This is a genomic window from Fibrobacterota bacterium (genome assembly GCA_019509785.1).
Taxonomy (GTDB): domain Bacteria; phylum Fibrobacterota; class Fibrobacteria; order UBA11236; family UBA11236; genus Chersky-265.
This window is the reverse complement of record JAEKLQ010000025.1, coordinates 51,221-76,804: the sequence shown is the minus strand read 5'-3', so window position 1 is coordinate 76,804 and position 25,584 is coordinate 51,221. Positions and strand designations below refer to the sequence as shown.

General features: G+C 60.9%; 20 protein-coding genes. 13 read left to right on the top strand and 7 right to left on the bottom strand.

What is annotated here, in order from left to right:
• Positions 1–33: 33 nt before the first annotated feature.
• On the bottom strand, positions 34–1,989 hold the full coding sequence (locus JF616_04415; protein ID MBW8886984.1) for an Ig-like domain-containing protein: 1,956 nt from the start codon (positions 1,987–1,989) through the stop codon (positions 34–36).
• Entirely contained in the window at positions 1,982–3,304 is a 1,323-nt protein-coding gene (gene lepB / locus JF616_04410; protein ID MBW8886983.1) for a signal peptidase I, read from the bottom strand. The genes JF616_04415 and lepB overlap by 8 nt, the downstream gene beginning before the upstream one ends.
• Positions 3,305–3,515: 211 nt before the next feature.
• Here lepB and JF616_04405 point away from each other — a divergent pair, with 211 nt between their 5' ends.
• The 4 genes from JF616_04405 to JF616_04390 all read left to right on the top strand — a co-directional run bounded on the left by JF616_04405 (position 3,516) and on the right by JF616_04390 (position 6,312).
• Positions 3,516–3,761: a hypothetical protein gene (locus JF616_04405; protein ID MBW8886982.1), complete on the top strand. Its 246-nt coding sequence runs from the start codon at positions 3,516–3,518 to the stop codon at positions 3,759–3,761.
• 136 nt (positions 3,762–3,897) lie between these two features.
• Positions 3,898–4,206, top strand: coding sequence for a hypothetical protein (locus tag JF616_04400; protein MBW8886981.1), 309 nt, complete (start codon positions 3,898–3,900; stop codon positions 4,204–4,206).
• 22 nt (positions 4,207–4,228) lie between these two features.
• Positions 4,229–5,149 (top strand): M23 family metallopeptidase, encoded by a 921-nt coding sequence (locus JF616_04395; protein MBW8886980.1) that lies wholly within the window; start codon positions 4,229–4,231, stop codon positions 5,147–5,149.
• Entirely contained in the window at positions 5,149–6,312 is a 1,164-nt protein-coding gene (locus JF616_04390; GenBank protein MBW8886979.1) for an amidohydrolase, read from the top strand. The genes JF616_04395 and JF616_04390 overlap by 1 nt, the downstream gene beginning before the upstream one ends.
• Before the next feature lie 48 nt (positions 6,313–6,360).
• On the opposite strand, the gene JF616_04385 is transcribed toward JF616_04390, so the two are convergent.
• The gene (locus tag JF616_04385) at positions 6,361–7,911 is read right to left on the bottom strand and encodes a PDZ domain-containing protein (GenBank protein MBW8886978.1); all 1,551 of its coding nucleotides are present in this window, start codon (positions 7,909–7,911) and stop codon (positions 6,361–6,363) included.
• Between the two features lie 361 nt (positions 7,912–8,272).
• Here JF616_04385 and JF616_04380 point away from each other — a divergent pair, with 361 nt between their 5' ends.
• Both JF616_04380 and JF616_04375 read left to right on the top strand, forming a co-directional pair.
• A complete protein-coding gene (locus tag JF616_04380) occupies positions 8,273–8,653 on the top strand; it encodes a hypothetical protein (GenBank protein ID MBW8886977.1) in 381 nt (126 codons plus the stop codon).
• 169 nt (positions 8,654–8,822) lie between these two features.
• A complete protein-coding gene (locus JF616_04375) occupies positions 8,823–9,869 on the top strand; it encodes a LacI family DNA-binding transcriptional regulator (protein MBW8886976.1) in 1,047 nt (348 codons plus the stop codon).
• 56 nt (positions 9,870–9,925) lie between these two features.
• Here the strand turns inward: JF616_04375 and JF616_04370 are convergent, their stop codons facing one another.
• The gene (locus JF616_04370) at positions 9,926–13,948 is read right to left on the bottom strand and encodes an Ig-like domain-containing protein (GenBank protein ID MBW8886975.1); all 4,023 of its coding nucleotides are present in this window, start codon (positions 13,946–13,948) and stop codon (positions 9,926–9,928) included.
• Between the two features lie 600 nt (positions 13,949–14,548).
• On the opposite strand from JF616_04370, the gene JF616_04365 reads away from it, so the two are divergent.
• The 6 genes from JF616_04365 to JF616_04340 all read left to right on the top strand — a co-directional run bounded on the left by JF616_04365 (position 14,549) and on the right by JF616_04340 (position 20,976).
• Positions 14,549–15,916 carry a glycoside hydrolase family 27 protein gene (locus JF616_04365; GenBank protein ID MBW8886974.1) on the top strand — a complete coding sequence of 456 codons (1,368 nt, stop codon included), beginning with the start codon at positions 14,549–14,551 and terminating at the stop codon, positions 15,914–15,916.
• Between the two features lie 213 nt (positions 15,917–16,129).
• Positions 16,130–16,639, top strand: a complete 510-nt coding sequence (locus JF616_04360; GenBank protein MBW8886973.1) for a hypothetical protein — start codon at positions 16,130–16,132, stop codon at positions 16,637–16,639.
• A 41-nt stretch (positions 16,640–16,680) separates the two neighbouring features.
• Positions 16,681–17,193, top strand: coding sequence for a hypothetical protein (locus JF616_04355; GenBank protein ID MBW8886972.1), 513 nt, complete (start codon positions 16,681–16,683; stop codon positions 17,191–17,193).
• A 16-nt stretch (positions 17,194–17,209) separates the two neighbouring features.
• Positions 17,210–18,217 carry a galactose-1-phosphate uridylyltransferase gene (galT, locus tag JF616_04350; protein MBW8886971.1) on the top strand — a complete coding sequence of 336 codons (1,008 nt, stop codon included), beginning with the start codon at positions 17,210–17,212 and terminating at the stop codon, positions 18,215–18,217.
• The gene (gene galK, locus JF616_04345) at positions 18,214–19,422 is read left to right on the top strand and encodes a galactokinase (protein MBW8886970.1); all 1,209 of its coding nucleotides are present in this window, start codon (positions 18,214–18,216) and stop codon (positions 19,420–19,422) included. Before galT ends, galK begins: the two co-directional genes overlap by 4 nt.
• A 24-nt stretch (positions 19,423–19,446) precedes the next feature.
• On the top strand, positions 19,447–20,976 hold the full coding sequence (locus JF616_04340; protein ID MBW8886969.1) for a solute:sodium symporter family transporter: 1,530 nt from the start codon (positions 19,447–19,449) through the stop codon (positions 20,974–20,976).
• Positions 20,977–21,038: 62 nt separating this feature from the next.
• Here the strand turns inward: JF616_04340 and JF616_04335 are convergent, their stop codons facing one another.
• On the bottom strand, positions 21,039–21,968 hold the full coding sequence (locus JF616_04335; protein MBW8886968.1) for a response regulator: 930 nt from the start codon (positions 21,966–21,968) through the stop codon (positions 21,039–21,041).
• A 3-nt stretch (positions 21,969–21,971) separates the two neighbouring features.
• Positions 21,972–23,624, bottom strand: coding sequence for a fumarate hydratase (locus JF616_04330; GenBank protein MBW8886967.1), 1,653 nt, complete (start codon positions 23,622–23,624; stop codon positions 21,972–21,974).
• 399 nt (positions 23,625–24,023) lie between these two features.
• On the opposite strand from JF616_04330, the gene JF616_04325 reads away from it, so the two are divergent.
• Positions 24,024–24,326: a hypothetical protein gene (locus tag JF616_04325; GenBank protein ID MBW8886966.1), complete on the top strand. Its 303-nt coding sequence runs from the start codon at positions 24,024–24,026 to the stop codon at positions 24,324–24,326.
• Between the two features lie 84 nt (positions 24,327–24,410).
• Here the strand turns inward: JF616_04325 and JF616_04320 are convergent, their stop codons facing one another.
• Positions 24,411–25,517 carry a hypothetical protein gene (locus JF616_04320; protein MBW8886965.1) on the bottom strand — a complete coding sequence of 369 codons (1,107 nt, stop codon included), beginning with the start codon at positions 25,515–25,517 and terminating at the stop codon, positions 24,411–24,413.
• Between the last annotated feature and the right edge of the window lie 67 nt (positions 25,518–25,584).

Below are 25,584 nucleotides of genomic sequence, written 5' to 3'. Positions count from 1 at the left end.
ATTTACCGGGAAGCCTCGCCGGAATCAATCGGCCTACCAAGCCGGAGGCCAGGCCAGCTTCCTCTCGGGGATAGGGATGGACCCTTCCGCCTTGGTGGAATCGGCCGGGGCCGCGCGCCGCGTTCCGGGAGGCCTGCCGTCGCCGCGGCCGGCTATCCCGGCCTTCACTTCCACGGAATCGGCCCATTGCACGTAAGGCTCCCCGAGGGTCCATGGCGCGAGGTTGCCGGGTTCCCAAACGGCATCGCCGTTGGCATCGCGGAAATAATCCACCGCATAAAACCCTTCGGGCAAGCTATCGACGGTGACCTCATCGGCGGCGGGGGTGACCCGGGAAGCTTCGAAGGGGGAAGTCAAAGACCGCACCACCAAGCGCGAGCCGTACGCGGAACGATCTTGTTTGAACTTGAGCGACCCCATCTTCGCCGCGTCGGCCAAAACGAATCCGGCCCAGGGCGTTGCGGCAGGCGCGGCCGGGGCGGACGTTCCGGGCGCCGGCGCGCTCCCCGCGCGCGGCGCGGTCCCGCTGTCGGACTTGAGGGCCAGCACCAGGTGCTGCCCCTTGGGCGCGATCGACGGGAACTTGAGGGAGAACTCGTGGTGGCTGATGCGCTCCAATGCGTAGGGCAGCGGCGCGGTATCCAGCTTGGCTTGCAGATGCGCGCGTAGCCAGGCTTGCAGCGAATCGGTCAGCAGGCGCGGATAATAGGCGGTAAGGCCGGCTCCGGGCGCGAGCCCGTTGGGAGGCAGGCGCGGGACTTCCCCCGAGACTTTGCGCGGCCCCAGGAAAACCGGTTCCGCCTTGGTCGTATCGCGCGCCGCGGTGTCGGCCTTGAAGGCGGCGCGGTTATGCGAGGTATCGGCCAGGTTACCGTTGGGATCGCGCAGGCCCGCGCAGGAGGCCACGTATTGGCTATCGCGATCGAGGGGCATGGTGGCGATTTCGATCTCCCCCGAGAGCGGATTCAGGCATACGTCCAGGATCGGCAAGGACGCGCCGGCGGGCTTTCCGGCCGGCCCCGCCCTATGCAGGTCGTAGGCGTCGCGGCGCAAGGCCGCCAGGGGATGCGGCGGACGGCTGAGCTTCAGGCGCACGGTGCCCAGGCACTTGCCCTGGTACATCCCTTCCTGGACCCAGCGGGCCGCGGTCAAACGCAAAGGCACGGTGTCGTACGGGGCCAGGGTCAGCGTTTGCGCGTCCCCCGAAGCCGATCCCGCGGCGGAGGACGCCGCGGCCTGGCCGGATTTGGCGATGTCCACGGAAGGGCCGATGGCCAGGGCCTCGCCGCCCACCTCGGGGGTGAGATTGCCGTTCACGTCCTGGAACCCGAGCAAGGCGTAGCGGCCGGGCCGCACGTGCGTGAATGCGAAATGCCCCAGGGTATCCGCGGGCACGATGTAGGCCGGCTTCTCCTTGCGGGGCTCCGGCTGGGGCGCGGGTACCACCACGCTATCGTTGCGATGGGTGAGGTGCTGGAAGCGTCCGCGCAGCTCCGGGCCGCGCGGGTATAAGGCCGCGAATGCGCCGAGCGAGGGCCGGCCCTGGAAGGGGGCGACTACGCCGGCCAGGCTGCCGGAGTCGAGGGAGGGGCCGGTGGAGAAAGCGAGCTGCAAGGGAGACTCCAGCGGCAGGCCGTTCAAATCCTTCACCGTTTCCAGCACTCCCAGTACGTAGGTCGTGTTGGTATCCAGGCGGCCGGTGCTGGTCACGCGCAATTCATTCCCCGAGAGGCGCGGCCGGATCCGCTTAGCCAGGGGAGGGACCAGATAGACCTTACCGCGTTCGACGTCCTGCGCCACCCATTCCGAGAACTTGATGCGGGCATCCAGATCCAGGCCCACGCGGGTGGAATCGGGCGCGGGCTGCACCGCGGTGATGAAGGGCTTCTTGGTGTCGACGGGGCCTCCGGGAGGGGCCTCCATATGGGCGCAGGCAGCGAGCAGCAGTCCGCCGGCGGCCGTCGCCGCCCGCAGGCTTACCCTAGTCAATCAGCTTCCCGATCCGGCTCCACCGGATCTTGCCCGGGATAAGCAACCAAGAAAACGGGTTGGTGAAGGAAAAGCGATCGTCCGCGTCGTCGAAGGAGAAGTAGATGATGAAGGCTTTCGCCTTCACGAAATCCTTGGACAAAAGGCCCCAATAGCGGCTGTCCGAGGAGCGATCGCGGTTGTCCCCCATCATGAAAAAGCACTTCTTCATGACCGTATATTTGCTGGACCGCTGGCCGTTGATGATCAAGGAAGGGCGGATGCGGTAGTGGTGCAGGGAGTCGCTCTGGCCCCGTATGTTCTGGCCCACGAACTGGAGATAGCAGCCCAGGAAATACTCATTGCTGTCCACGCGGCGGCCCGAATGCGCGGCCCGCGCCGCCGCGCTATCCGACGGATCATAAGTACGGAAGGCGGGCAGATCGTTGGTGCGGATGAAGCCGTAACGGGCCGCGTCCTGGAAAACCTTGAAGGGGACGTTTTCCGAATGCAGGTACATGGTGCTGCCCTGGAACATCCTTTGGAAGGGCAGGTTGAGCAGGGCGTAGACCGCGCCATGGGATTGGTTGGCGGGATCGCCGTTCAGGTAAGGCAGCACGTAATCGTTATCGACCACGGAATCCTTCATCAAGTCAAGCTGCAACTGCACGTCCTCGTCCGGATGCTCCTGGTAGGCCAGGGAGCGCATCCACACCGCGTGCTCCAGGGTCAAGGTATCGAAGTCGATGGTTTCGCCCGGAACCGGCAATCGGAAATTCAGGGTATCGCGCTGTGGATCGTAACCGCGATCGTCCCGGAACTTGCCCCTACGCGGCAGCGGCGATTCCTTCCCGTCGATGAGCAGCTTGGGGCCCGAGACGGTGATGACCTGCCCGCTTTGCGCTATGCACCGCTTGATGAAATCCTTGGGCATGTACCACACCAGGCTCTTCTCGCCGGGGGCTGGATGGTTATCCCAATAGAGGTTGCCGAACAGGAAAAGGTTGGCCAGGAACTTATACCGCTTGGTATCGCCCTCGGGATATTCCGGATCCCCGGGATACTTGAAGATGAGGACGTCGCCGGGCTTGGGATCGGTGAGGCCGGGCAGCTTATGGTGGGAATACGGAAGGGGCGATCCGTAAACGAATTTGAGGCCCAAGAGGAAGTCCCCGATGAGGAGGGAGTCCTCCATCGAAGCCGAAGGGATCTTGAATGCCTGGATGACGAACTGGATGACCACCAGCGCCAGGATGATGGGGACGACCACCTCTCTGGCGAAGGTGCGGCCGGCGCCCCGAAGCCGCATTCCATCCCCGGTCTTTGCATCCGCCATCAATCGATCCGCTTCTGGTCGCGATCACCTGCATGGGCGATCGCAAAATCCGAAAAAAGTCCAAGCCATCCGCAACGCGAGGGCCCTATACGCCGGCGCGCAGGCCCGGCTCAAGATAAAAACCCGGGCCTGACTTGTCTTGCGCGCCGGATCGGGCGATTCGTATAATCATCCGAGCAGTCACCCGTGACTACCGAAAGAAGGCGGCCCCGTGCAAGAGCATCTGAGGATGTACGATGAAGAGTTGGTCAAGGAAATCATGATTTCCACCGCCCTATGCGTGCAGGAACTGCTGATGGACGATCCGCAGGCTGCCCAGGACGACGTCTTCGATTTCGTGGACACCAATTTCCGGCACATCATCACCGAAACCTTGCGCGCGGAACGCGAACGCGAGTTGGCGGAGAACGAGGAAAACCAGGCCGCGGCCGAACCGGGTTTCCCCGAGGAACCGTGAAATACCCTGGCCTTCCCAAAGCCGGAATCGCTGACCTTCCCTTCGGCCTGAATACTATATTAGCATCCGGCTGAGGGCCTTCCTGGACGCCTGGACTCCGGGTCCGGCGGGCAAGGCCAATCGGGAAGGACGGACCATGACCGACAGTTTCCTGGAAAAATTGAAGAAATCGGTCCTGACCGGGGCGCAGACCTCGGCCAATAAGATCGAGGAAGCGGCCCGCACCGGGAAACTGCACCTCGATCTGATGGCGGAACGCCGCAAGCTGATCCGCGAGTTCACCGAGCTCGGGAAGGAGGCCCATCTGGCCCTTCTCGACGAAACCCTCGACCGCTTCGGCATGCGGCCGGGCGTGACCGATATGCAGCGCAACATCGAGAAGTACAAGAAGAACATCTCCGAGCTGGAAGCCAGGCTCGGCCAGCTCCAGAAGCGGCCGCGCTGATCGGCGGGCCGGCGCCCATCCGATGGACGATAAACTCCGGATCAATTTCTACCCCAAGGACACCTCGCGGGTACGTTCCCTCGCGGTCTCCCGGCGCTCGCTGATCATCGCCGCCTGCGTGGCCGTGCCGCTGGCCACCCTCGGGGTCTGGCTGGTCGTGACGGGTTCCTTGCATGAGCCGGACCAGACTCGCGCCTTACGCAAACGGCTGGGCGAGGAAAACCGCGCCTTGGAGGCGCGCGTTGGCAAGCTCGACCAGGATCTGCGCGGCCTGCACGGGGAACTGGCCCACTTGGAAGAACAGAAAGTAAACGCTCTGCTGCTCTCCGGCGTGGAGTACATGGAAAGCGATGCGAAGCAGAAGTCCTCCGGCCTCTTCTCCTTCCTGCATGCCAGCGCCGGCCGTCCCGATCCCGGCGTCGCCCTGGCCAAGGCCCGGGCCATCTCGGTTTCCCTGGACAGCACCTTGGCCCTTCTCCAGGCGCGCTCCGATCTGGTCGAAGGCCTCCCTACCTCCTTGCCCGTCGCCCCCGCGGCCCTCAACACCCGCGGCTTCGGCTACAGCCCCGATCCCTTCACGGGCCGCAAGGCCCTGCATGCGGGTGTCGATTTCTCCCAGCAAGCCGGCGCTCCCGTCTATGCCGCCGGCGGAGGCACGGTCGCCTCGGTCGAGAAGGATCTGCTCTGGGGCAATTGCCTGCGCATCGAACACGGCCGCGGGGTGGAAACCTTTTACGCCCATTTGCAGGACGTTACCGTGAAGCGCGGGCAGAAGGTGGCGCGCGGTCAGCCCATCGGCACCATGGGCATGACCGGCGTGGCCACGGGCGCGCACTTGCACTTCGAACTCACCGTGCGCGGGGCCAAGGTCGATCCCATGAACTATTTCCTGCCCGAGCTGCGCCTGGTCTCAGGCGCGCCAGGCAGACGATCGGGTTCGTGATGGGCGCGCCCGCGCTCGATCCGGGACTCATCCGCGACTGCGTGGCCTTCCGCCGCGCCGTGCATTCCGACCCCGAACTTTCCGGCCAGGAGTACCGCACCCGCGATCGCGTGGCCGCCGATCTGCGCTCGGCCGGATTCGAGTTGCGGGAATTCCCCGGCAGCGCCGCCCTTTCGGCCCGCTGGCCCGGGGGCGATCGCTCGCGCGCGGTCGCCTTCCGCGCCGATCTGGACGCCCTTCCCATGGAAGAAACCTCGGGACTGCCCTGGGCCGCGAAGGGCGGCAAGGCCATGCATGCCTGCGGCCACGACGGCCATACCGCCATCCTCCTGGGATTCGCCAAACACTTGGCCCGCGCCGGGAAGCCCTACGCCACCGACGTGTTATGCCTTTTCCAACCCGCCGAAGAGGCGGGCAACGGCGCCAAGCAGATGGCCCTGGCCGGCGCCCTGGATAATCCCAAGGTAGAGGCGGTGTTCGGCCTGCATGGATGGCCCGAACTCCCCTTCGGGTCCATCGGCGTGCATTCCGGCGCGGTGATGGCCTCGGTGGATAATTTCGAAATCAAGGTGTCGGGTCGGGGCGGCCACGGAGCGCAGCCCCATCTCACCCGCGACCCCGTCTTCGCCGCCGCCCAGCTCGTGACCGCGGCCCAATCCCTGGTCAGCCGTAATATCGATCCTCTGGATACGGCGGTGGTGACCTTCGCCCATATCCAAGCCGGCCGCGCCTACAACGTGATCCCGGAAGAATGCCTGTTGCGCGGTACGGTGCGCGCGCATGCCCCTGCCGTGAGGACGCGCCTGCGCGAGGGCTTGGAAACGTTGGCGACGAACCTTTGCCGCGGCCTCGGCCTGGAATCCGATCTGCGGTGGGTGGAGGGCTGCCCCGCGCTCCGCAACGATGCCGCCATGTCCGCCTTGGCCCGACGCGCCGCCATACGCGCCTTCGGCGCCGAAGCCGTCCTGGAACCGCGGCCCAGCATGGCCGCCGAGGACTTCCCGTTCCTCCTCGAGAAGGCTCCCGGAGCCTACCTATGGCTCGGGCTGGGAGATAAGCAGGGCGGGCTTCACAATCCGCGCTTCGATTTCAACGACGATGCCATCGAAATCGGCATCCGCTTGTTCCTGGAAATCTTGAAAGAGATGCAAAGCCCGGCTTAAAGGCTCCCGTTTTCGCCGGCGATCAACGGTCCGGAATCCGATGGCCCGTTATGGCCGGTCTTCCAGAAGCAATTCCTTCACTCCCGGCCTCAGCGCCTGCTTGCGGTTCCACTCCGCCGCGGCAGCGGCAGCCATGAGGGCCCTGCCCTCAGCGGCGGAGCGTTTCGCGGCCGTATGTATCTGGGCCAGTTCCTTAGCCTTCGCGACCGCATGCGGCAGGAGGGAATCCCCGGACGCGGAGTCCGGGTAGTCCGGCTCCAGGCCATGCTTATGGTAATCCAGGCCCGAGGCGCTCGTGAATTTCAGGAAGGTGATCAAGGACAATCCTTTGCCTGGCGTGTTCTTGACGATCTGGCCCACTCCCTTGCCGAAGGTCTTGATTCCCATGAGCGGCACCCCTGCGCCCTCGCGCAGCGACACCACGAAGATTTCCGCCGCGCTGGCGGTCCCGCTGTCGGCCAACAGCAGGTATTTCCGGGCGCTGCCGTCGGCGGCCTTCTCCCCCGCGCCCCCGCCGGTGGCCACCTCCGCTATCTCGGTCGCGATGGGGGCCAAGGCCATCTCGTCGAAGCGGCGCTGCACCTGGCGGATGATCACCTTGTCTGCCGGAATGATTTCATCGCACATCAGCATGGCCACGTCCAAGGACCCGCCTCCGTTGTCGCGGAGATCCAAGATGGTCGCGGGAAAGCGCCGCGTGGCGATGAGCGCATCCCGCAGTTCCGTCCACGTCGATTTCTGATCAAGCGTATTGGGCGTAAAACCGGTAATGGTCAAGTAAGCTACGCCATCGAGCGAATCCACCAGCACGGTAGGGAAGGCCACCGGAACGCGCACCAGCTCCCGCGTGGTAGGCGTTCCGCCCGGGGCCAGGAAGGTGAGCTTCACCGAGCTGCCCGAATCCCCCGAGTTGAAGCGCGCGAACCGTGTCAGGGCCGAGTCCCCCGTTACCGATGAATCGCCCACCGCGAGAATGGCCATGCCCTTCGCCATGCCCGCGCGATCGGCGGGGGATCCCGCCACCACCAGTTTCACTAGTACGGTGTCGCCAGTGCCGTTGGATTTCACCATAACCCCAACGGCTCCCGGCTTGGTCGAGTTATTGATGAGGTTCCAGATTCCCGGCGCGGCCGCGCTGTCGAAGTACCGGGTGAAGCGATCCTCGCTATGCAGCTTTTCGTACAGCGCACCGGTCCCGCCGGCCAGGCCGGAGGTATCCGGGAGTTCCTTGGGGAAGATCCAATTGGCCTGTAACTGGTACCAATTCCACTTGAACTCCAATTCCGGGCTCCAGGAACCGAAACGCTGCCGGGTCATCCGGTATTGAACGACGCGGCCGCTGTCCTCGTGATCCTTCACGTTGACGGGTGCGAAGGTTTCCGGCGATGCGATCTGCCCCGGCTTCAAGGTCAGGTCCAACAGCGGCTGATAGAGATCGACGCGGCGGGCCGGGATCGCGTTTCCCCCGACCACGGTATCCAGTACTTGGGATTTGGCCACCGGCCCCAAGGTATCCTGCACGGAATAGCCGGAATCGAAAATGCAGCCCGCGGACAGGCAGGTCACCGCCACGATGGCAAGACGCGAAAGGGCGGACATGGCTCCATTATAAACCCGGATCCCCGGCGAGCGTCCCGGTTCCGGCGGCAAGCGAAGCGGCCAATTCCTGCCGGGCTTTTTATTCTGGCCACCGGAGAGGAAGCGAAGCTGGCCGCCGGTCGACTTCAGTCCCAGCTTTATTTGAATTGCATTGGCGTTCTTGAGGGATTTAACGTTTCTTCCATGGTAGGGTGGCGAAAAAAAGTTTTGCCGATTTTGAAGGAATTTAGCCTATAAAAACTAAAATGATGGGAGAAACTATCATTTCTGGTTGAAAATTCTTCCAGTTTTATTATCTTTTACCCTCATAAGGGGACCGTATGCCCTTCACCAGCCGAAATGGCTAGTTAGGACTCGCGACATGCAGCTGCCCAAGTATAAGAAGAAGAAGCGAATCAAACTTAAGATTTGCCAGGAACCGGGCTGCGGCAGGGAATTTTGGGGCCACCCCATTGCGAAATACTGCGAACTGCACCGGGACATCAAGCAACGCGCCAAGCATAAGAAGGAATTCGAAAGCGTAGACGTTAAAAACATGGTGTTCAAGCACAACTACACGGAAGTGCTGGACCTCGAGTTTTGCTGCTGCCTCGATGGATGCGATAACCGGTACGTCGTCAAGGTGTTCCCGAAGCAGTTCGTATATCCTCGCTATTGCCTCGAGCATCGCAACGATTTCCGCCGCGCCAACTTCATCCGTATGCAGAAGCGGAAATCCCGCACTTTCGCCACCACTCGTTGAACGCTTGGTGGATTCGTCCCGCTACGCAAGCCCTCCGCGAGGAGGGCTTTTTCGTTGGATTCCCTTTTCCCGTAGACACCGCGCCCTTGGGTGAATACGATTACGGCAGGGCGGGCCGCGCGGGCGGGCGCGCCCGGTCAAGGGTGCGATCGTTCCGCGGGAATACGGCATGAAGAAAACCGCCACCATCAAGGACATCGCTCAGCACCTGCAGATATCCGCCGCCACGGTTTCGCGCGCGTTGCGGGATCATCCGAATATCAGCGACCAGCGCAAGGCATCGGTCTGGAAGACCGCCCGGGAAATGAATTACCAACCCGATTCGGTGGCCCAGAGCCTGAAGCGGGGAAGCACCCAGACCATCGGGGTGATCGTGCCGGCCATCAAGTACCACTTCTTCTCCCAAGCCCTGGACGGCATCGAGGAAGTCGCCTTCAAAGCCGGCTATACCGTGCTGGTGTGCAAGTCGAACGAAAGCCACGACCGAGAGGTCGGCAATGCCGAGACCCTGGCGTCCAATCGCGTGGCCGGTATCATCGTATCCTTGGCCCAGGATTCCCGGGACACCGATCATTTCGCCAACCTCATGCAGCGGAACGTTCCGGTGGTGTTCTTCGATCGCGTCCCCGAGAAGCTGAAGGCTCCCAAGGTAGTCGGGGACGATTACGAGGCCGCCTACGCGTTGACCGAGCATCTGATCCAACGCGGTTACCGCAGGATCGCGCACCTGGCGGGCCCAGAAGCTTTGCTGATCAGCCGGCGCCGCATCAAGGGATATCGCGACGCCTTGAAAAAGCATGGCCTCGCCGCCCCGCCCGCGTATCTGATCCATGGCGGGCTCGAGGAAGAAGATGGACGCAGGGAGGCCGCCAAGCTCTTGGCCCTGCGCCCGAGGCCCGATGCGGTCTTCGCCGTGAACGATCCCGTGGCCCTGGGGGTGTACCTGGCTTGCAAGCAGGCAGGAGTGAAGATTCCCTCCGATCTGGCCGTGGCTGGATTTAGCGACAATCCCATCTCCGCATTACTTACCCCTCCGCTGACCACCGTTGCCCAGTCCTCTTATGAGTTGGGGGCCGCGGCGGCGAAGATGCTGTTGGAGCGCATCCGGGAGGGGAACCCCGCCAAGTCCGAATTGGAAGTCTGTAAAAGCCGGCTGGTCATCCGCGAAAGCACGCCCGAGCGGCTTCCGGACTTATCCGCCCCTCAACCACATTAGCGCCGGAATCCCAAGAGGGGGCGCGAAACTTCAATCTCTGCCTAATTGAATCTAAGTCAGTATGAAACAATCGTCCCACCCGCGTCAATAATACCCGATCCATCGGCGAGGCCATCAAAAGTGCAGGTTGATTTTTCATAGGTTAAGGTTCCATTGGCGGCAAGGACGTGAATGCTCACAAGGGTACCTGTTCCGTCATCAGATTTATTATTGGAAAACGTCATATCGTGCATCGTTACGTCCGCTATTACGGAAACTCCCCCGCTCGAAGCATTGCTGGTGTTGTTTTGAATGGTCGTGTGAGCCACCGTGAAGCCGCCGCCGCGCAGGACGCCTTGATGGGTATTCAGGTTACCGGTAAAAAGACAACTATCGATCAATCCGGAACCATCCGAGTACATCACCAAGGGATCGTTATCCGTCCCGGTAAAGTTCCTAAAGGTACAGCTAATGATTTTATTGTTTCTGCCAGAGCCATTCCCGATTCCAGAAGAGCCTTTCTCGAGAATAAAACCATTGAAAATGGCGTTGTCCCCGGAAAATTGTACCAACGCACCGTCAAAGGCCAGACCCTGTATTATTGTTTGATTCAAGTTATAGTTTCGCTCAGCCAAAGATATCCCGGAGCCGTTTGAGGCAAAGCCTCCATAAATGGAATCGTTTGTGCCCACCGACATTCCAGAAAGCTGCGCTGAAGCAGGGGCGTAGGTCCCTGCGGAAACCCATATAGCCTTTCCGGTTATCGCCGGGTTGCTTAAGGGGACATTCAACTCCCCATAGGCGTTAGCCCAAGATGTTCCGTCGCCGGTAGCGGTTTTGCGCACGAAAATCACGTTGGACCTTTTATACACCGTATCACGGATGGTCGTTGAATTGTTCGCATTGTCGGTAACAGTTACGGCAAGGATGTTCCGGTCCTCAGACCACGGAATCGAATTCAGGGTCCATGGGCTGCCCGTAAACGCGAAACTTTGGGTTGCCCCGGAATTCAACACATAGGATAAAGTCTTAATTCCATTCGCATCCGAGACAGTCCCGGTCGCAGTCGGCGAATTCGAGAAAACCTTGGCCATTCCTACAGGCGCAGTAAGGGTAAGCGCGGGAGGGGTCAAATCCACTTGCAATGATTTGCATCCCTGGGCTCCGGAACCCAAAGCGTCCTGTTCGGAAACGCAGAGGGTGTGCGACCCTTCGCTCAGGGTAGGGGAGTATTGGGTCACGGGTTGAACCGTAGAACCGGCTCCGCCGTCCAATTGATAGATATAGGTTCCGTTTCCTCCGCTGTTCGCCACTGGGGTCCACGTCCAGTTGGGCGCGTTCGTCAGGGTCGCGGCAACGGACACCGTGGGCGCCAGAGGCGCGGATTTGATCAACACGGAAGACGTTGCGGCGGGCGACCACGTTCCCGAGTTGTTTTTCTCCTGAACTTTGAGCGTGTGCGTCCCATCGGTGAGCGCGGTGCTTGGGGTGAACGTCAGAGAGCTAGTGGTTACGGCGGGATTGACGTCCAGTTGATATTGATAGGTTCCATTGCCTCCCCCGCCGTTGCTGCTCCAATTCCATGTAGGTTTGGTAGCTCGAGTGGGTGTGGATGGCGAAACGATATTGGGTGCATTTGGGGCCGAGAGATCGACAACCACGGAGGCGCTATCGGAAGCGGACCAGTTCCCGACCGAATCGCGTTCCTGGACATGGAGGGTATAGGTGCCGGAGGCTAAATCGGACGAAGGAGTGTAATAAGCGTTCAGCGTTTCGGTGGCACCCGATGAAAGGTTCCTGTCTCCCATCTTATACCGCCAATTCCCGCTGCCTCCACCCCGGGTGGCCCAGGCCCAAGTTGGCCTGGGATTATTGGTGGGCGACGGCGGAGCGGAAACGGAAGGCGCCAGGGGCGGCGTCAAATCGATCGTGGTCGCGAATTTCCCCGAGGCCGACCAGTTGCCCGCCGCATCCCGCTCTTGAACGTAGAAGGTGTGCACGCCGGCAGTCAAAGCCGAAACCGGCGTGAAACTCGTATCGCGGATTTCGGCGCTGAAGATCGATTCCGAATCGACATTGATGCGGAAAGCGCCGGCTCCTCCTCCGCCTCCGGTTGCCCAAGTCCAGATTGGTTGCGTGACGGCCGTCAGAGAAGTCCCATGCACTAAAGGCTTGTTGGGCGCGACGGTGTCGAAAAAGACCACGATGCTGGCGCTAAAGACGCGGTTCAAGGAATCCCGGAAGGTCCGGGTAACGGTATTGGCCCCGTCCTTCAGGGTTTCCTGGATCAACGAATCCTGGGCTTTGCCGTCCACGGTCCAAGTGACCTTGATGGGCGATTTGTTGGCATAGCTTTTGTCGAAGGGCGCTTGGATGAGAACCACCGAACCATTGACCACTTTCACATGGCGGACAACCGTGGTATCGTTCCCCTGATCATCCTTGACGTAGAAGCGCGCCGCGTAATCTTTGGCCTGGTTGTAGGTAAAGGAAACCGGTTTCAAGGCCGAGGCGGAATCATCCCACACCTGGTCCCCATCCAGGTCCCACTTGAATTCCACAATGGAGCCTCCGCTCTGTTTTGGGGCGACGGGAGTAAAGGTGATGCTCTGGCCTATGGAAAGGGTGGTGTCCCGGCCCACCGCGAGTTGGGGAATGTCCCGCCTGATCGAGACGGTGACGCTATCCCGCTTAATGCTATCGACCTTGCTGAGGGCGTACAGAGTGACGGTTCCGGGGGACAGCGGCGTTACCTTGCCGGAATCGTCGATCGAGGCCAGGGCGGGAGCGGAAGAGCGCCATGCGAAGATTTGCGGCGCCTGGGAAGGCGACGCGCTGGCGCGCAGGGTTAAGGCGGATCCGCCGGTATAGAAAGGAGCGGTCGGCTTGTTGATGATGGAAACGCTCTGGACCGGGACTCCGGCCGCGATGGTGATCGGCAAGGTATCGGATATGGAAGGGTAGCGCGAGGATCGGACGATCACCTGCGTCGTTCCGGCCTTAAGCGCAGTGATCTTGTGATTCGCGACGGCGGCAAATGCCGAGTCGGCCACGGAAAATTCCACCTCCTGATTGGCGGTTGGGGGAGTGACCTTGACCAGCAGGCTTTCGGGCACGCCGCCCACGTAGAGGTTGCCTGGTTGGTTGAGGAAGGCGACCTTGCTCACCGGGGTTTCAGCGGCGACCAGGACGTCGGCGCCGGCGGTCACTTCCGATTTGGTCTTCGAGGCCGCCCTGATCCGCGTGCTTCCCGGCTTCAGCCCTTGCACCGAGCCGTCGAGCGAAACCCGGGCGATGGTGGAATCGTCCGATATCCAATCCACGGATTTATCGGCCGTGGCCGGGGTCGATCGAATCGTGAATTGCCCCGGCGCTCCCGACGCCGTGAGTTGCATGGGATTGGGGGAAAGGAACAGGCTGTCCGGCATACGGAAATTGGAATTGACCGTAACCAGGATCGCGAAAGCTTTGGTGGAATCGGACCGGAGCCGGGCCGTCAGGGTGGCGCTGCCTTGGGACTTCGCCCGCACGAAATCAGATCCCAAGTGCAGGATGGCGGTGTCGGATGCCATCCAGCGGATGGACTTGTCGCTCAACGCCTCGGGTGTCACCGTAATGACGGGCAGTTTGAGCGAGTCGCCCACCGTGATTTGCCAATCCTGGAAGTTCCCCGAGAGCGCGGTTCCCGGCAGGATGACATAGGTATTGCCGTCCACCTGATTCACCGTTCCGTCGAATTTCTTCTGCACTTCATAAACCACCTTGCCGCCCGTGATCCCGGTGATGCGGATGATGGCCTTTCCCCCATCCCATCCTTTAACGGGCAGGTTCACGAGCTTTGCGTGGCTGTCGACCTTGCCCTGATAAACCGTATCCAGGAAGCGGCCGTTGGTGTCGTTGAACACGATGATGACGCTATCGTATTTGGAAAGCGAATCGAACAGCTGATCGAAGCTGGCGGTATCCTCCACCTTGGTTCCCGACTCCAATTGGCAGGACCAGAGGAGAAGAAACAGAATGGCGCCCAGGAGCGCGAGGGCGGGCCGAAAGCGTCCAAGCGGGGGTTGAATAAATGAGGAGGAATGGAAGGGTGCACGCATGGAAGACAGTCTCCTGCCCCCTCGGGGCGATTTCCGGCGGCTAGCCGGGCTACAGGAACGAAATGGGAATTAAAGTAATGGGGCGGCCCGGCGGCAACTGTGACAAGGCTCACCGGTTATTGGGATTTGGACTCCATGTCCAATGTCCTTCGGAAACACATAGTTCCCGATACGGCACAGGATTCCCCAGTTACACTGGCATTTTCCATTGAGCAAGGTAAAATCCTGGCCCGGAAGGGAGAGTTGCGGGTTCAATGGGGCCCGACGGTAAACAGACCCCAATTTCCCGGCGGCATCGCTAGCTGATTTGAAACCCTGAGCTCCCAATTCTGGCTCTCCAATTCAATAACATCCGCTTTCTTCCAATATTCAGGGAATTTTCCCACATCTAAAGGAAAAAACCCGGACATAAAACCGCCGATGGGCATTATATTCCCCTTTATGCAAACGTTTACATTGAAGGGCCGCAGAGGAGCGAACATGAGAGCATCGGTAGCGAAAACGATAAGGGCCGGAATTCTTGGCGCTATTGCATCATCCTTATGCATCACCATGGTTCAGGCGCAAACCGTGAATCCACCGCTTTCTAAAACTCCCCCGATGGGCTTCAACACCTGGAACGAATTCGCATGCAACGTCAGCGAAACCCTGCTCAAGGCGGTGGCGGATACCATGACGTCCAACGGAATGAATGCGGCCGGGTATAACTACGTGAACGTGGATGATTGTTGGGAGGGTGCTCGCGACGCCAATGGATTTATCAGCTCTACCAATAAATTCACGGGCAGCAGCCTCAAATCCTTGGCGGATTACATTCATGGCAAAGGGATGAAGTTCGGGGCCTACACTTCCCTTGGCGATCAAACCTGCCAAGGAAAGCCGGCTACGCTCGGATACGAAAGCCAGGATGTACGTCAGTGGGTGAACTGGGGCGTTGACTATATAAAAGTGGATTGGTGCCACGTGAACGGCACTCAAACGGGGAACCCGGGGGCGGCATATAAAATCCTGGGCGATACGATCAAGAAGTACGCCGGGCCCAACAGCGCCCGTCCCATCCTGTACAGCATTTGCAATTGGGGAGTAGGAAAATCGTGGACCTTCGGGCGGAGTTCCGGGGGCCAGATTTGGCGCACGACTACCGATATCGGGCCGAACTGGGCTTCGATCATGTCCATCCTGGATCAACAAGTGAATCTGTTCTCCTATGCCGGCCCCGGCGCCGCGGGCGAACCCGGCGGGTGGAATGATCCGGACATGCTGGAGGTAGGCAACATCGGCTCGAATAAGGATGAAAACAGGGCCCATTTCGGGATGTGGTGCCTATTGAGCGCCCCTCTGATCGCGGGAAATGACGTGACCAAAATGACGACCGATATCCGGGATATCCTGATCAATAGGGAGGTCATCGCGGTCGACCAGGATTCTTTGGGGGTACAAGCGCAACGTCTTTCTTCGAGCAATTCTCTTGAGATATGGGCGAAGCCGATGATGGGGAATTGCCGCGCCGTCGGGCTTCTCAACCGTTCCGGTGCCGCCGCTATGATCACCGTGAATTGGGCGGATCTGAATAAATGGACCACGGTCGGCCCATGGACGGCGACGACGTCGGCGACTGTCAGGGATTTGTGGGCCAAAGCGGATATCGCGACCGCCAAAACCGGAAGCTTCGGGATCTCCGTTCCCAGCCATGGCCTGGCCATCCTGAAATTGACCCCGACGACGGATGTCTCCGATTTCGCTCCGAAGGCTTCTCGCGCGGAAATGCGCGGAGTGGACTATACATCGGGGTTGTTCAACATCGGGTTGCCCGGAAAATATTCCCTGCAAATCCTGGACTTGAACGGGAGAGTGTTGTGGCGGCGCGATGGTTCCGGCCCTTCGCGATATCCTTCCCCGATCAAAGGGGATGGCAGCCACGTCCTTCGTTTAACCAATTCCGATATCAAATCGGAAATCCGGTTCTAGTTCCAAGCCATGATTAGCGGAGCCCCTGCGTCAGGGATCCGCTCCTACTTTGCAACTATGCTTCCATGACTTTAAGAACGGGAAAGGAGTTCGCTTGAAAAATTCTGTCGGATTCGGCTTGTTTATCGGGTTGGCAACCTGCGGCTGGGTTTTCGCCAAGGATGCGGATCCCCAGGACTCGACGGTCAATATCGGGTATAAGTCGAGAACACGATGAGCGATAAGCTATCCACGCGAGTGGCGTTGGAAGCGAGCTTCAATAGGCCGTTTCCCGAGACGAACAATGAGAATTCCCGGATAACGGGCTACAACGCCTATATCCATGAGGCGAAGGCGTTGTACGCTTTCGGGAAGGATTGGAAATTCCCCACGGAAATGGAAGTCGGGTATTTCCTCTACGACTATAATCCGGATCAGCGGAACCTGGGCGAGTATCTATTCCGCAGCAAAATGTATCCGGTAACCCTGGTAACGAATTTCGAGTTGCCCAAAGATCGATTACTGGGGATTCGCTTGGGAACCTGGTTCTCCCACGGTTTCCACCAGGATCTGCTGCTTACTTCGGAATACAAATACTACCCGAAATCGGATTATACCATCTCCTATGTTTCGGATTATAAGTTCGGAAGCGTTCTCGATCTCGGCGCGGGCGTTTCCTGCGAACATTGCCTAGCGGTGAAGCCCAGCCTGGAATCGCCCAAGACCGAATCTATCCGAAGATGAAGGTCGATACGGGATATTACACGTTCCAGGGAGTTTCCCTGATGGGACGATTTTCCCTGGATCCCAAGCCGCTCTTTGGAGCGCCTGCCCTGCTCGGGTCCCAGGACATGAAGTTCTACGGCGAAGCCGCGGTTCTCGGGTTGAAGGACTACCCTTTTTATTACGCCAGCCTTAAACAACGGATCCCGTGGATGCTGGGTTTCAATTTCCCGGCCTTCAATCTCCTGGATGTCGCGAGCATTGAAGTCGAATATTGCGGAAACCCGTTTCCGAACGACTGGCAAACCTCGCTACGCGAAGGGCTTCCCGTACCCGGCGGCCAAAACTTCAGCCCCTCCTCTTACGTAAATCCGGCGACGCATTCGGATTACGTCTATAGCCCTTGGAAATGGTCCTTCTATCTGAAAAAAACCGTGGCGCGCGGACTTTTCATCTCCAGCCAAATCGCGCATGACCATTTGCGGCTTCCCGATGACAACGGCTTCACCTACGAAGAGCTGCTCAAGGATCGCAGCCAATGGTGGGGCATCATCCGCGTCACGGCCAGCTACTGAGCCGGGCCGGAGGAGCATGAGCGTGGGTCGGCCGGCATCCTTGAAACGCATGCACCCTTACCTCAAGGAATGGGTGATCCTGGCCCCGGCCACCGGTGAACGGCCCTGGAACGGTGCCGTTATGCGGGCCGCGGAAGAAACGGGGCCCGCCTTCGATCCGGCTTGCCATCTCTGCCCGGGCGCGAGCCGGGCCACGGGAGTAGCCAATCCCCGTTATACCGGTACCCTCGTTTTCGACAATGACTACGCATCCTTAAGCCTGGAGGCCCAGGCCCGCGGAGTCTGCCGCGTGGTTTGCTTCGACCCCCGGCACAACGTTACCTTGGTCGACATGGACGTGGACGCGATCGAGGGCGTGCTGCGGGCCTTCGCCGGGCAGTTCCGGGAATTGGCTTCCGTACCGGGCATGGAATACGTGATGCCCTTCGAGAACAAGGGCAAGGAGATCGGGGTCTCCAATCCTCATCCCCATGGGCAGATCTACGCCACCGACTTCATCCCCCGCATCCCGGCGGCCATGTACGCGAGCGCTGCTGAATTCCGGGCCCGCGAAGGCGGCTGCGTATTCTGCGACGTGCTCGGGAAGGAATTGCGCGACGGGAGCCGGGTGGTGGCCCGTAACGGCCATTTCGCCGCCTTCGTGCCCGCCTTCGCGCGTTTCAAATACGAAGTGCATCTCATGCCACTTCGGCATGTGCCTTACCTGACATCGTTGGACGACGGGGAAATGCGCGCGCTGGCGGAACTGTACCGGGAAGTGCTGATCCGTTACGATAACATGTTCAACCGGCGCATCCCCAACATCACCCTCTTCTATAACGCGCCTTGCAAGGCGGGCCTCGACCCCACGCCTTGGCATTTCCATATCCAGTTCGCGCCGCCCGTGCGGTCGGCGGACAAGCTGAAATACCTGGCCGGTTTCGAGACCGGGGGAGGCAATATCATCAATCCGTCCCTGCCCGAGGAATCGGCGGAGGAATTGCGCCGGGCCGGCGCGGAACGCCGGCAAGGAACGGCTTCGTGAACCAGGCCCTGGAATCCATGTTGAGATCGTTCCGCGATGCCTTCGGCGGAGAGCCGGATCTGATCGCTTCCGCCCCCGGACGCGTCAACCTTATCGGCGAGCATACCGATTACATGGGCGGCCTTGTAATGCCTGTCGCGATTGATAGGCAAATCCTCTTCTCCATCCGCTCGGCGCCAGGGAATTACGTCACCGGATACTCCACCGAATTCGGGGAGAAGGTCCGGTTCGCCGTCGGCGAGTTCAATCCCGGGCATCCCAATCGTTGGCTACGCTACGTCCTCGGCGTCCTGCAAGAGCTGGAACGGATCGGGATCAGGCCGGGCGGCTTCGAATTCTGCGTGGCGGGGAACGTGCCCCAGGCCGCCGGGCTATCCTCCTCGGCCGCCTTGGAAGTGGCCGTCGCCCGCGCCGTGCTGGATCTGCTCCAGCATCCGCTTCCGGGACGGGACGTCGCCTTGCTATGCCAGCGGGCCGAAAACGGTTTCGTGGGGATGCAATGCGGCATCATGGATCAGTACATCTCCGCGCTGGGGATCGCCGATCACGCCCTCAAGATCGATTGCGCCAACCTCGAATACGAGGCTGTGGCGGCGGCGGTACCCGGCCATACCTGGCTGGTGATCGATTCGGGTAAGAAGCGCGGCCTGGTCGATTCGGAATACAACTTGCGGCGGACCCAGTGCCAAGAGGGCCTGGAATGGTTGCAGGCGCGGCTCCCCCAGCTGCGGCGGGAGCATGCCTTGCGCGCCTTATCGCCGGAAGATCTGGCCGCCGCTTCCGAAGGAATGGATCCTGTCTTGCTGCGCCGCATCCGGCACGTGGTGGGCGAGAATGCGCGCGTGGAACTGGCTTGCGCGGCACTGCGCCGCGGCGACCTGGCGGCCTTGGGGAAGAATCTCTCCGCCTCCCACCGCAGCTTGCGCGATGATTACGAAGTATCCTGCCCCGAACTGGATCTGCTGGTGGAAATCCTCCATCGGACGCCGGGCACGATCGGGGCGCGCTTGACGGGGGCCGGCTTCGGGGGCTGCGTCATCGCCCTGATCCGGGACGGGTCCGTGGATTCGGCCATCGCCGCCGTGCGGCGCGAATATCCGGTCCGCTTCCCTTCCTCGTGCCCCGTTTCGGCCTGGCCTATCCGCCTGGCCGATGGGGCGAAGACTATCTACTCTTCCGCACCGTCGCTGAAGCGCGGCGCCTGATCGCCAACACGCAAGGAAAAACGCATGCAACTTAATTGGATCGACTGGGCCGGGTTCTTAGTCTTCTCAGTGCTGGTGACCGCCTACGCCATGTACAAATCCCGCCGGGAGAAAACGGCGAAGGATTATTTCCTCGGCGGCCGGGGCATGGGGTGGCTGCTGGTGGGGTTCTCGCTGATTTCCTCCAACATCTCTTCGGAACATTTCGTGGGCATGTCGGGACAGGCCTTCGGAGGGGCGGGCCTGGCCATCGCCAGCTATGAGTTCATCGCGGCGGTGACCTTGGTGTTCATCGCCTTCTTCCTCTTGCCCCTGTACCTGAACCTGGGCATCTATACCATGCCCGAGTTCCTGGAATACCGCTATGGCCCGGCCCCGCGCACCCTGATGGCGTTCTACATGATGGTCGCTTACTGCGGCGTCGTGATGGTGACCGTGCTTTACGCCGGCGCCATCGCGCTCCAGGCCATGTTCGGCCTCGATCTCGCTTACGGCGTATGGATCGTGGGGCTATGCGCGGGACTGTACACCGCCTTCGGCGGCCTCAAGGCCGTGGCCTATTCCGATTTGCTCCACGGGGCGGCGCTCCTCATCGGCGGGGCGGTGGTCACCTGCATCGGATTGGGCCGGGTCGGGAGCGTGGCGGAATTTTTCCACAACAACCGCGACAAGTTCCACATGGTGTTGCCGGCCAACCATCCCGGCATTCCCTGGACCGCGTTGCTCCTCGGCATCTGGATCCCCAACATCTATTACTGGGGCTTCAACCAGTTCATCACCCAGCGCGCCTTGGCGGCCAAGACCCTGGCCCAGGGCCAATTGGGCATTCTTTTCGCCGCCCTGCAGAAGATTTTCATCCCCTTCATCATCGTGCTGCCGGGCATCATCGCGTACCAGCTCTTCCGGGACAAGATCAGCAATCCCGATCTGGCCTATCCCACCTTGATCCGGGAAATCGTTCCCTTGGGCTTACGGGGAATGCTGTTGGCGGCGCTATCGGGGGCCATCATGAGCGCGTTGGCCGCCATCCTGAATTCTGCGTCAACCATCTTCACCCTGGATTTCTACAAGCGGTTCATCAACCGCGCCGCCGACGACAGACGGGAAGTCCTGGTCGGCCGCATCTCGACCATCGCCTTCACCGTAGTCGCCTGCCTGCTCGCCCCGTTGCCGGGCCGCTTCCATGGTGTCTTCAACTACATCCAGGAATTGTGGGGCTGCTTCTCGCCGGGCATAACCGCCGCCTTCTTGTTCGGCCTGGTCTTCCCGCGCGCGCCCACTTCGGCGGCGATGACCGCCTTGATCGGCAGCGTCGTCATCTACCTGTTCCAGCGCTGGATGTTCCCGAACGTCGCCTTCCTCAACCACATGGCTATAACCTTCCTGATCCTGATCGCGCTGATGGGCATCATCACGGCCGTCAAGCCGCTGAAGGAACCGGTGAAGCTGAAGCGGCGGGAAGGCGCGCCCGATCTGCGCCCTAGCCCTTTGGCGAAGACCTTGGGCGTTATCGTGATCGTCCTGGTGGCCGGAATCTACATCGTGCTCCGGTAAGCGGCCGGTCGCCCACGCCGCTTTGCGCCGAATCGCCTCGCCGCCGTGGGCCTGCGGTGGCCTTAGCCCATGGGCAGCAGCTTCTTCAGCTTGTCCCAGGAAAAGGGCTTCTGCAGAACGCCTAACACGTTGAACTCCTTCGCCGCCTGGATGCGCGCGGGATCCTCGCTGCCCGTCATCACCACGATGGGCAAAGCCGGATCGATGGTCTTGAGGGCTTCCAAGGTCTTGATGCCGTCCATCTCCGGCATGGCCAGATCCAGGATCAGCGCATCGTAATGGCCCTTCTGGATCTTGCGCACGGCGTCCAAACCGTCCACCGCCAGATCGGAGGCGATGCCGTGGAGTTTCAGCATCTCGAAAAGCATGGAACGCACCTTCTCGTCGTCGTCGGCGATCAGGAAGCGCGGGCCGTTCTGCGTCCCGGCGGGCGATTCCGCTCGGGGCTTGGCCGTCGCGAATTCGAGATGCTCCAGCAAATGCTTGGGCGGATAAAGCTCGCCCATGAGGCCGGCGGAGCGGAGGCGCTCGATCATGTCGAAGACGGGCGTTTGGCTCTCCAAGGTGCCCACGATGGAGGACCCTTTGGCCGCCAGCTTGGCGAGCCCGGCCAAGCCTTCGTCCTGCACCAGCATGCCCGAAAGCACGGCGACCGCGCAGGCATGGGGCTGGGCGGCGGCCGAGGCGAAGAGGAGATCCAGATCCAGGGCGCCTTTGCCGGGGGCGGCCGCCAAGGCATCGCCTTCGAAGGCGTAGTTGCGTTCATTGGGCAGGAAGTGGATGGCCCCGGGCTGGAGCTGCAGGGTATGGCCCGCGATCAGGGTCTTGCGGTTGAGATCTTCGCGCAGGCATTCCACCAGCACGTCCAAGAGGCCGGCCCCGGCCAGCCGCTGGATCACCACGTAAGCGACGTCGTCCCGCATGCCGCCGGCGAAAATCTGCGGCAGCATGCGCGGGCCGCCGATGGAGGAAAGGATGAAGCAGACCTTCATCGCTCAGTCCTTCGCGCCCATGCCCTGAAAGAAATCGTTGCCCTTGTCGTCCACTACGGTGAAGGCGGGGAAATCCTTCACCCAGATGCGGCGCACGGCCTCCATGCCTAAGTCTTCGAAATCCACTACTTCGACCTTGAGGATGTTTTCCTGCGCCAGGATGGCGGCGGGCCCGCCGATGGAGCCCAGGTAGAAGCCCTTATGCTTGGCGCATGCCTCGCGCACCACGGGCGAACGGTTGCCTTTGGCCAGCATGACGAAGGAACCTCCCTTGGCCATGAACTCGTCCACGTAGCCGTCCATGCGGCCGGCCGTGGTGGGCCCGAAGCTGCCCGAAGCCATGCCCTGCGGGGTCTTGGCGGGACCGGCGTAATAGACGGGGTGATCCTTGAGGTATTGCGGCATGGGCTTGCCAGCGTCCAGCATTTGCTTGATGCGCGCATGCGCGACGTCGCGGGCCACGATAAGCGGCCCGGTCAGGGACAGGCGCGTCTTGATGGGATGCTTGGACAATTCGGCGCGGATGGCTTCCATCGGCTGGTTGAGATCGATGGGGACCGGCTTCGTTTCTACGCCCACTCCCGCGCCGGCGCCGGCCCGGTCCGCGGGAATGAACCGGCCGGGATCGCGTTCCAAGCGCTCCAGGAAGATCCCGTCCCGGGTGATCTTGGCCTTGATGTTCCGGTCCGCGCTGCAGCTGACCCCGATGCCCACCGGGCAGGATGCGGCGTGGCGCGGCAGGCGCAGCACGCGCACGTCGTGGACGAAGTACTTTCCCCCGAACTGGGCTCCGATGCGGCTTTCGCGGGCCATGCGGACGATGCGTTCTTCCCATTCGGGATCGCGGAAGGCCTTGCCGTCGCCCTGGCCCTGGATCGGCAGCGAGTCGTAGTAGCCCGTCGAGGCCAGCTTGACCGCCTTTAAGGTCGCCTCCGCCGAGGTCCCGCCGATGACCACGGCCAGATGATAGGGCGGGCAGGCGGCCGTGCCCAAGGAGAACAACTTTTCGCGCAGGAATTTCTCCAGGGACTTTTCGTTCAGGAGCGACTTGGTCTCTTGGAAGAGATAGGTTTTGTTGGCCGAGCCGCCGCCCTTGGCCAGGAAGAGGAAGCGGTATTCGTCCCCATGGCCCGGGCCGCCGGAGGCGGCATGGATATCGATCTGGGCGGGAAGATTATTGCCGGTGTTTTTCTCATCGAACATGGAGACCGGGGCCATCTGGGAATAGCGCAGGTTTTGTTCCTGGTAGGTGCGGAAGATGCCTTCTTCCAATGCCGCTTCGTCGTCGCCGCCGGTCCATACGCGCTCGCCCTTCTCGCCGATCACGATGGCGGTGCCCGTATCCTGGCAGGAAGGCAATTTCCCTTGGGCGGCGATCACGGCGTTCTTGAGCAGGGTATCGGCCACGAAGCGATCGTTGTCCGAGGCTTCGGGATCATCCAGGATGGCGCGCAGCTTGGCCAGATGGGACGCACGTAAAAGGAAATTGACGTCGGTGAGGGCCTCGCGGGCCAGCAGGGTAAGGGCCTGCGGGTCCACTTTCAGGATCTCGCGGTCGCCGAAGCGCTCTATGGAGACGAAATCGCGGCTGAGGAGGCGATACTCGGTGGCATCGGCCCCTAAGGGATAGGGTTCCACGCGCTGGTACTGGGGCATGGCGCAAAATTAACAATCCCTGGCCGGGGCGTAAGAAGTAGCCCCCGAAACGGGTACGGCGCGGTGGGACTTGTCCCCGGAAGCCGCATTCCTGGACTTTATCCGGCCCGCAGCCCCGATGTCCGGGCCGAACCCGATGCGCGGTCGGAAATGCCTTGGTTCCGGCCGGGATGGATTTTCAACCGCCGATCCCGCCAATCGCATTCGCGAGGCGCATTTTCCGATCGCCGGCGCATTCCGATTCCAGGGAAGCGATCGCAGCTGTCCCCGCCTTCGAACGGGCCTAACCCGACCACCTCGCTTGGTCTTGTTGGGGCCTTAAGCTTCGATTAACTTTCCCGCCACTCGTCCGGTTCTTGCCGGATGGACCGTGCCCGAAACACAACAATAGGAGTCCGCATGAAAAGCTTTCCGCGTTTGGCCGCCTTGGCGTTGGCCGTCGTTCTTTCCGGTTGCGCCGTAGTCCACCAAATGGGTTATCCCGATTCCACCAGCAACAAGGGGAAGAAAGTCACGGCGTCATTGAACCACTTCAACATTTTCCTCCTCGTGCCTCCCGATAACCTGGATAAGTTGATGGACGATCTGTCCGAACAATGCGGAAACAAGCAGGTGTTGGGCGTGAGCTTCACCCATACCGTTCGTTGGATGATCATCGGCGAGATGAATACCATCGAAGTCGCCGGCCGCTGCGCCGAATAGGCGTTCCTGGAAGCAAGCGTCCCTGAAACGCAAAAGGCCCGCGGGATCGATCCCGCGGGCCTTTCTGTATCCGCTTTTCGGCAATTAGGACTTGGCTGCGCCTATGATGATTGCGATCAGGTAAGCGGCCCCGATCGCCATTCCCAGGTAGGTGGTCGAGGACGTATGATGGTATTTGTCGCTTGAAGTGCCGCCCATCTTGGTTCGCACCGCGATCTCGAAAGTCGGGCCGTTGTCCATGTCATCGTTCATCACGACATGATAGGAACTGCGCAGGATCAGGTTGATGTTGTAGGTCCGGAACAGGATCATGCCCGCCTGCACGTTGGCCGCGGGCCCCAGGTTCTGCTTAGTGTCATCCGCATGGATTCCCTCGTCGGGGAAAACGTATTGGAAGCCCAGGCCGCCGCCGGCGAAGGGCGTGAAATCCGAGTTCCCGAAGAGATAATCCAGATTCGCGTCGCCGCCCATGGCGATGGGGATATGGAGCAGCACGTCCAGGTCGAGGGCCAGGTGGTTCTTGAATTCGAACCAGTTGTTCCAGCCCAGGGTGAAGATTTGCTTGCTCTTGAAGTGGGTATAAGTGGTATCTTGCGTCCCGCAAAATTCGCACCCGTTCGTTTTCATCGACCAACGCTGGTAGCTATCGCCCACCGGGATGGTAAACCCGACCGAGCCTCCCATGCTATAGAAGCCGGCGCGGCGATTGGCTTCCGGCGCCTCTTCCCTTTCGGTCACGTTATCCACGTCGGCGACTTGCTCGATGTCCTTGCGCTTCGCCAGGGACGCCGCGATGCGCTTGGATGCGGCCTCGAAGTCCTCCACGCCCGCCATGGGGATTTGCTGGGAGTAAAGCTTGCCGTCCGCTCCCAAGATGGAGCCGCTGAGGAAATATTTGCTGCCGAGGATGCGGATGGATCCGAATACCGCCTCGTCGCCTCCCTGGGAGGCGAGAGCCTTGGCGGCGCATTCCCGCGCCGCGCAAACTTCCATCGGCCCCGTCGCATCCTTCACGGATCCGTCATATTCCTTGGTCAGGTTCTCGGTGAACATTTCCCGCATGGCCACGTAATCGGCGATTTTCACCGTGTCCATCTTGAGAGGAAGGACCAGCAGGGTTTTGGCCGCCGGAACGCGGAGGCCGACGAATCCGATCAAGGCGGCGAGGCAAACTAGGGCGCGTTGGCGCATAGGATCTCCTTCAAGACGAAACGGGCACGGAAACGCCGGAAAAAGGTACAAATTCCCCTTCTTTGGA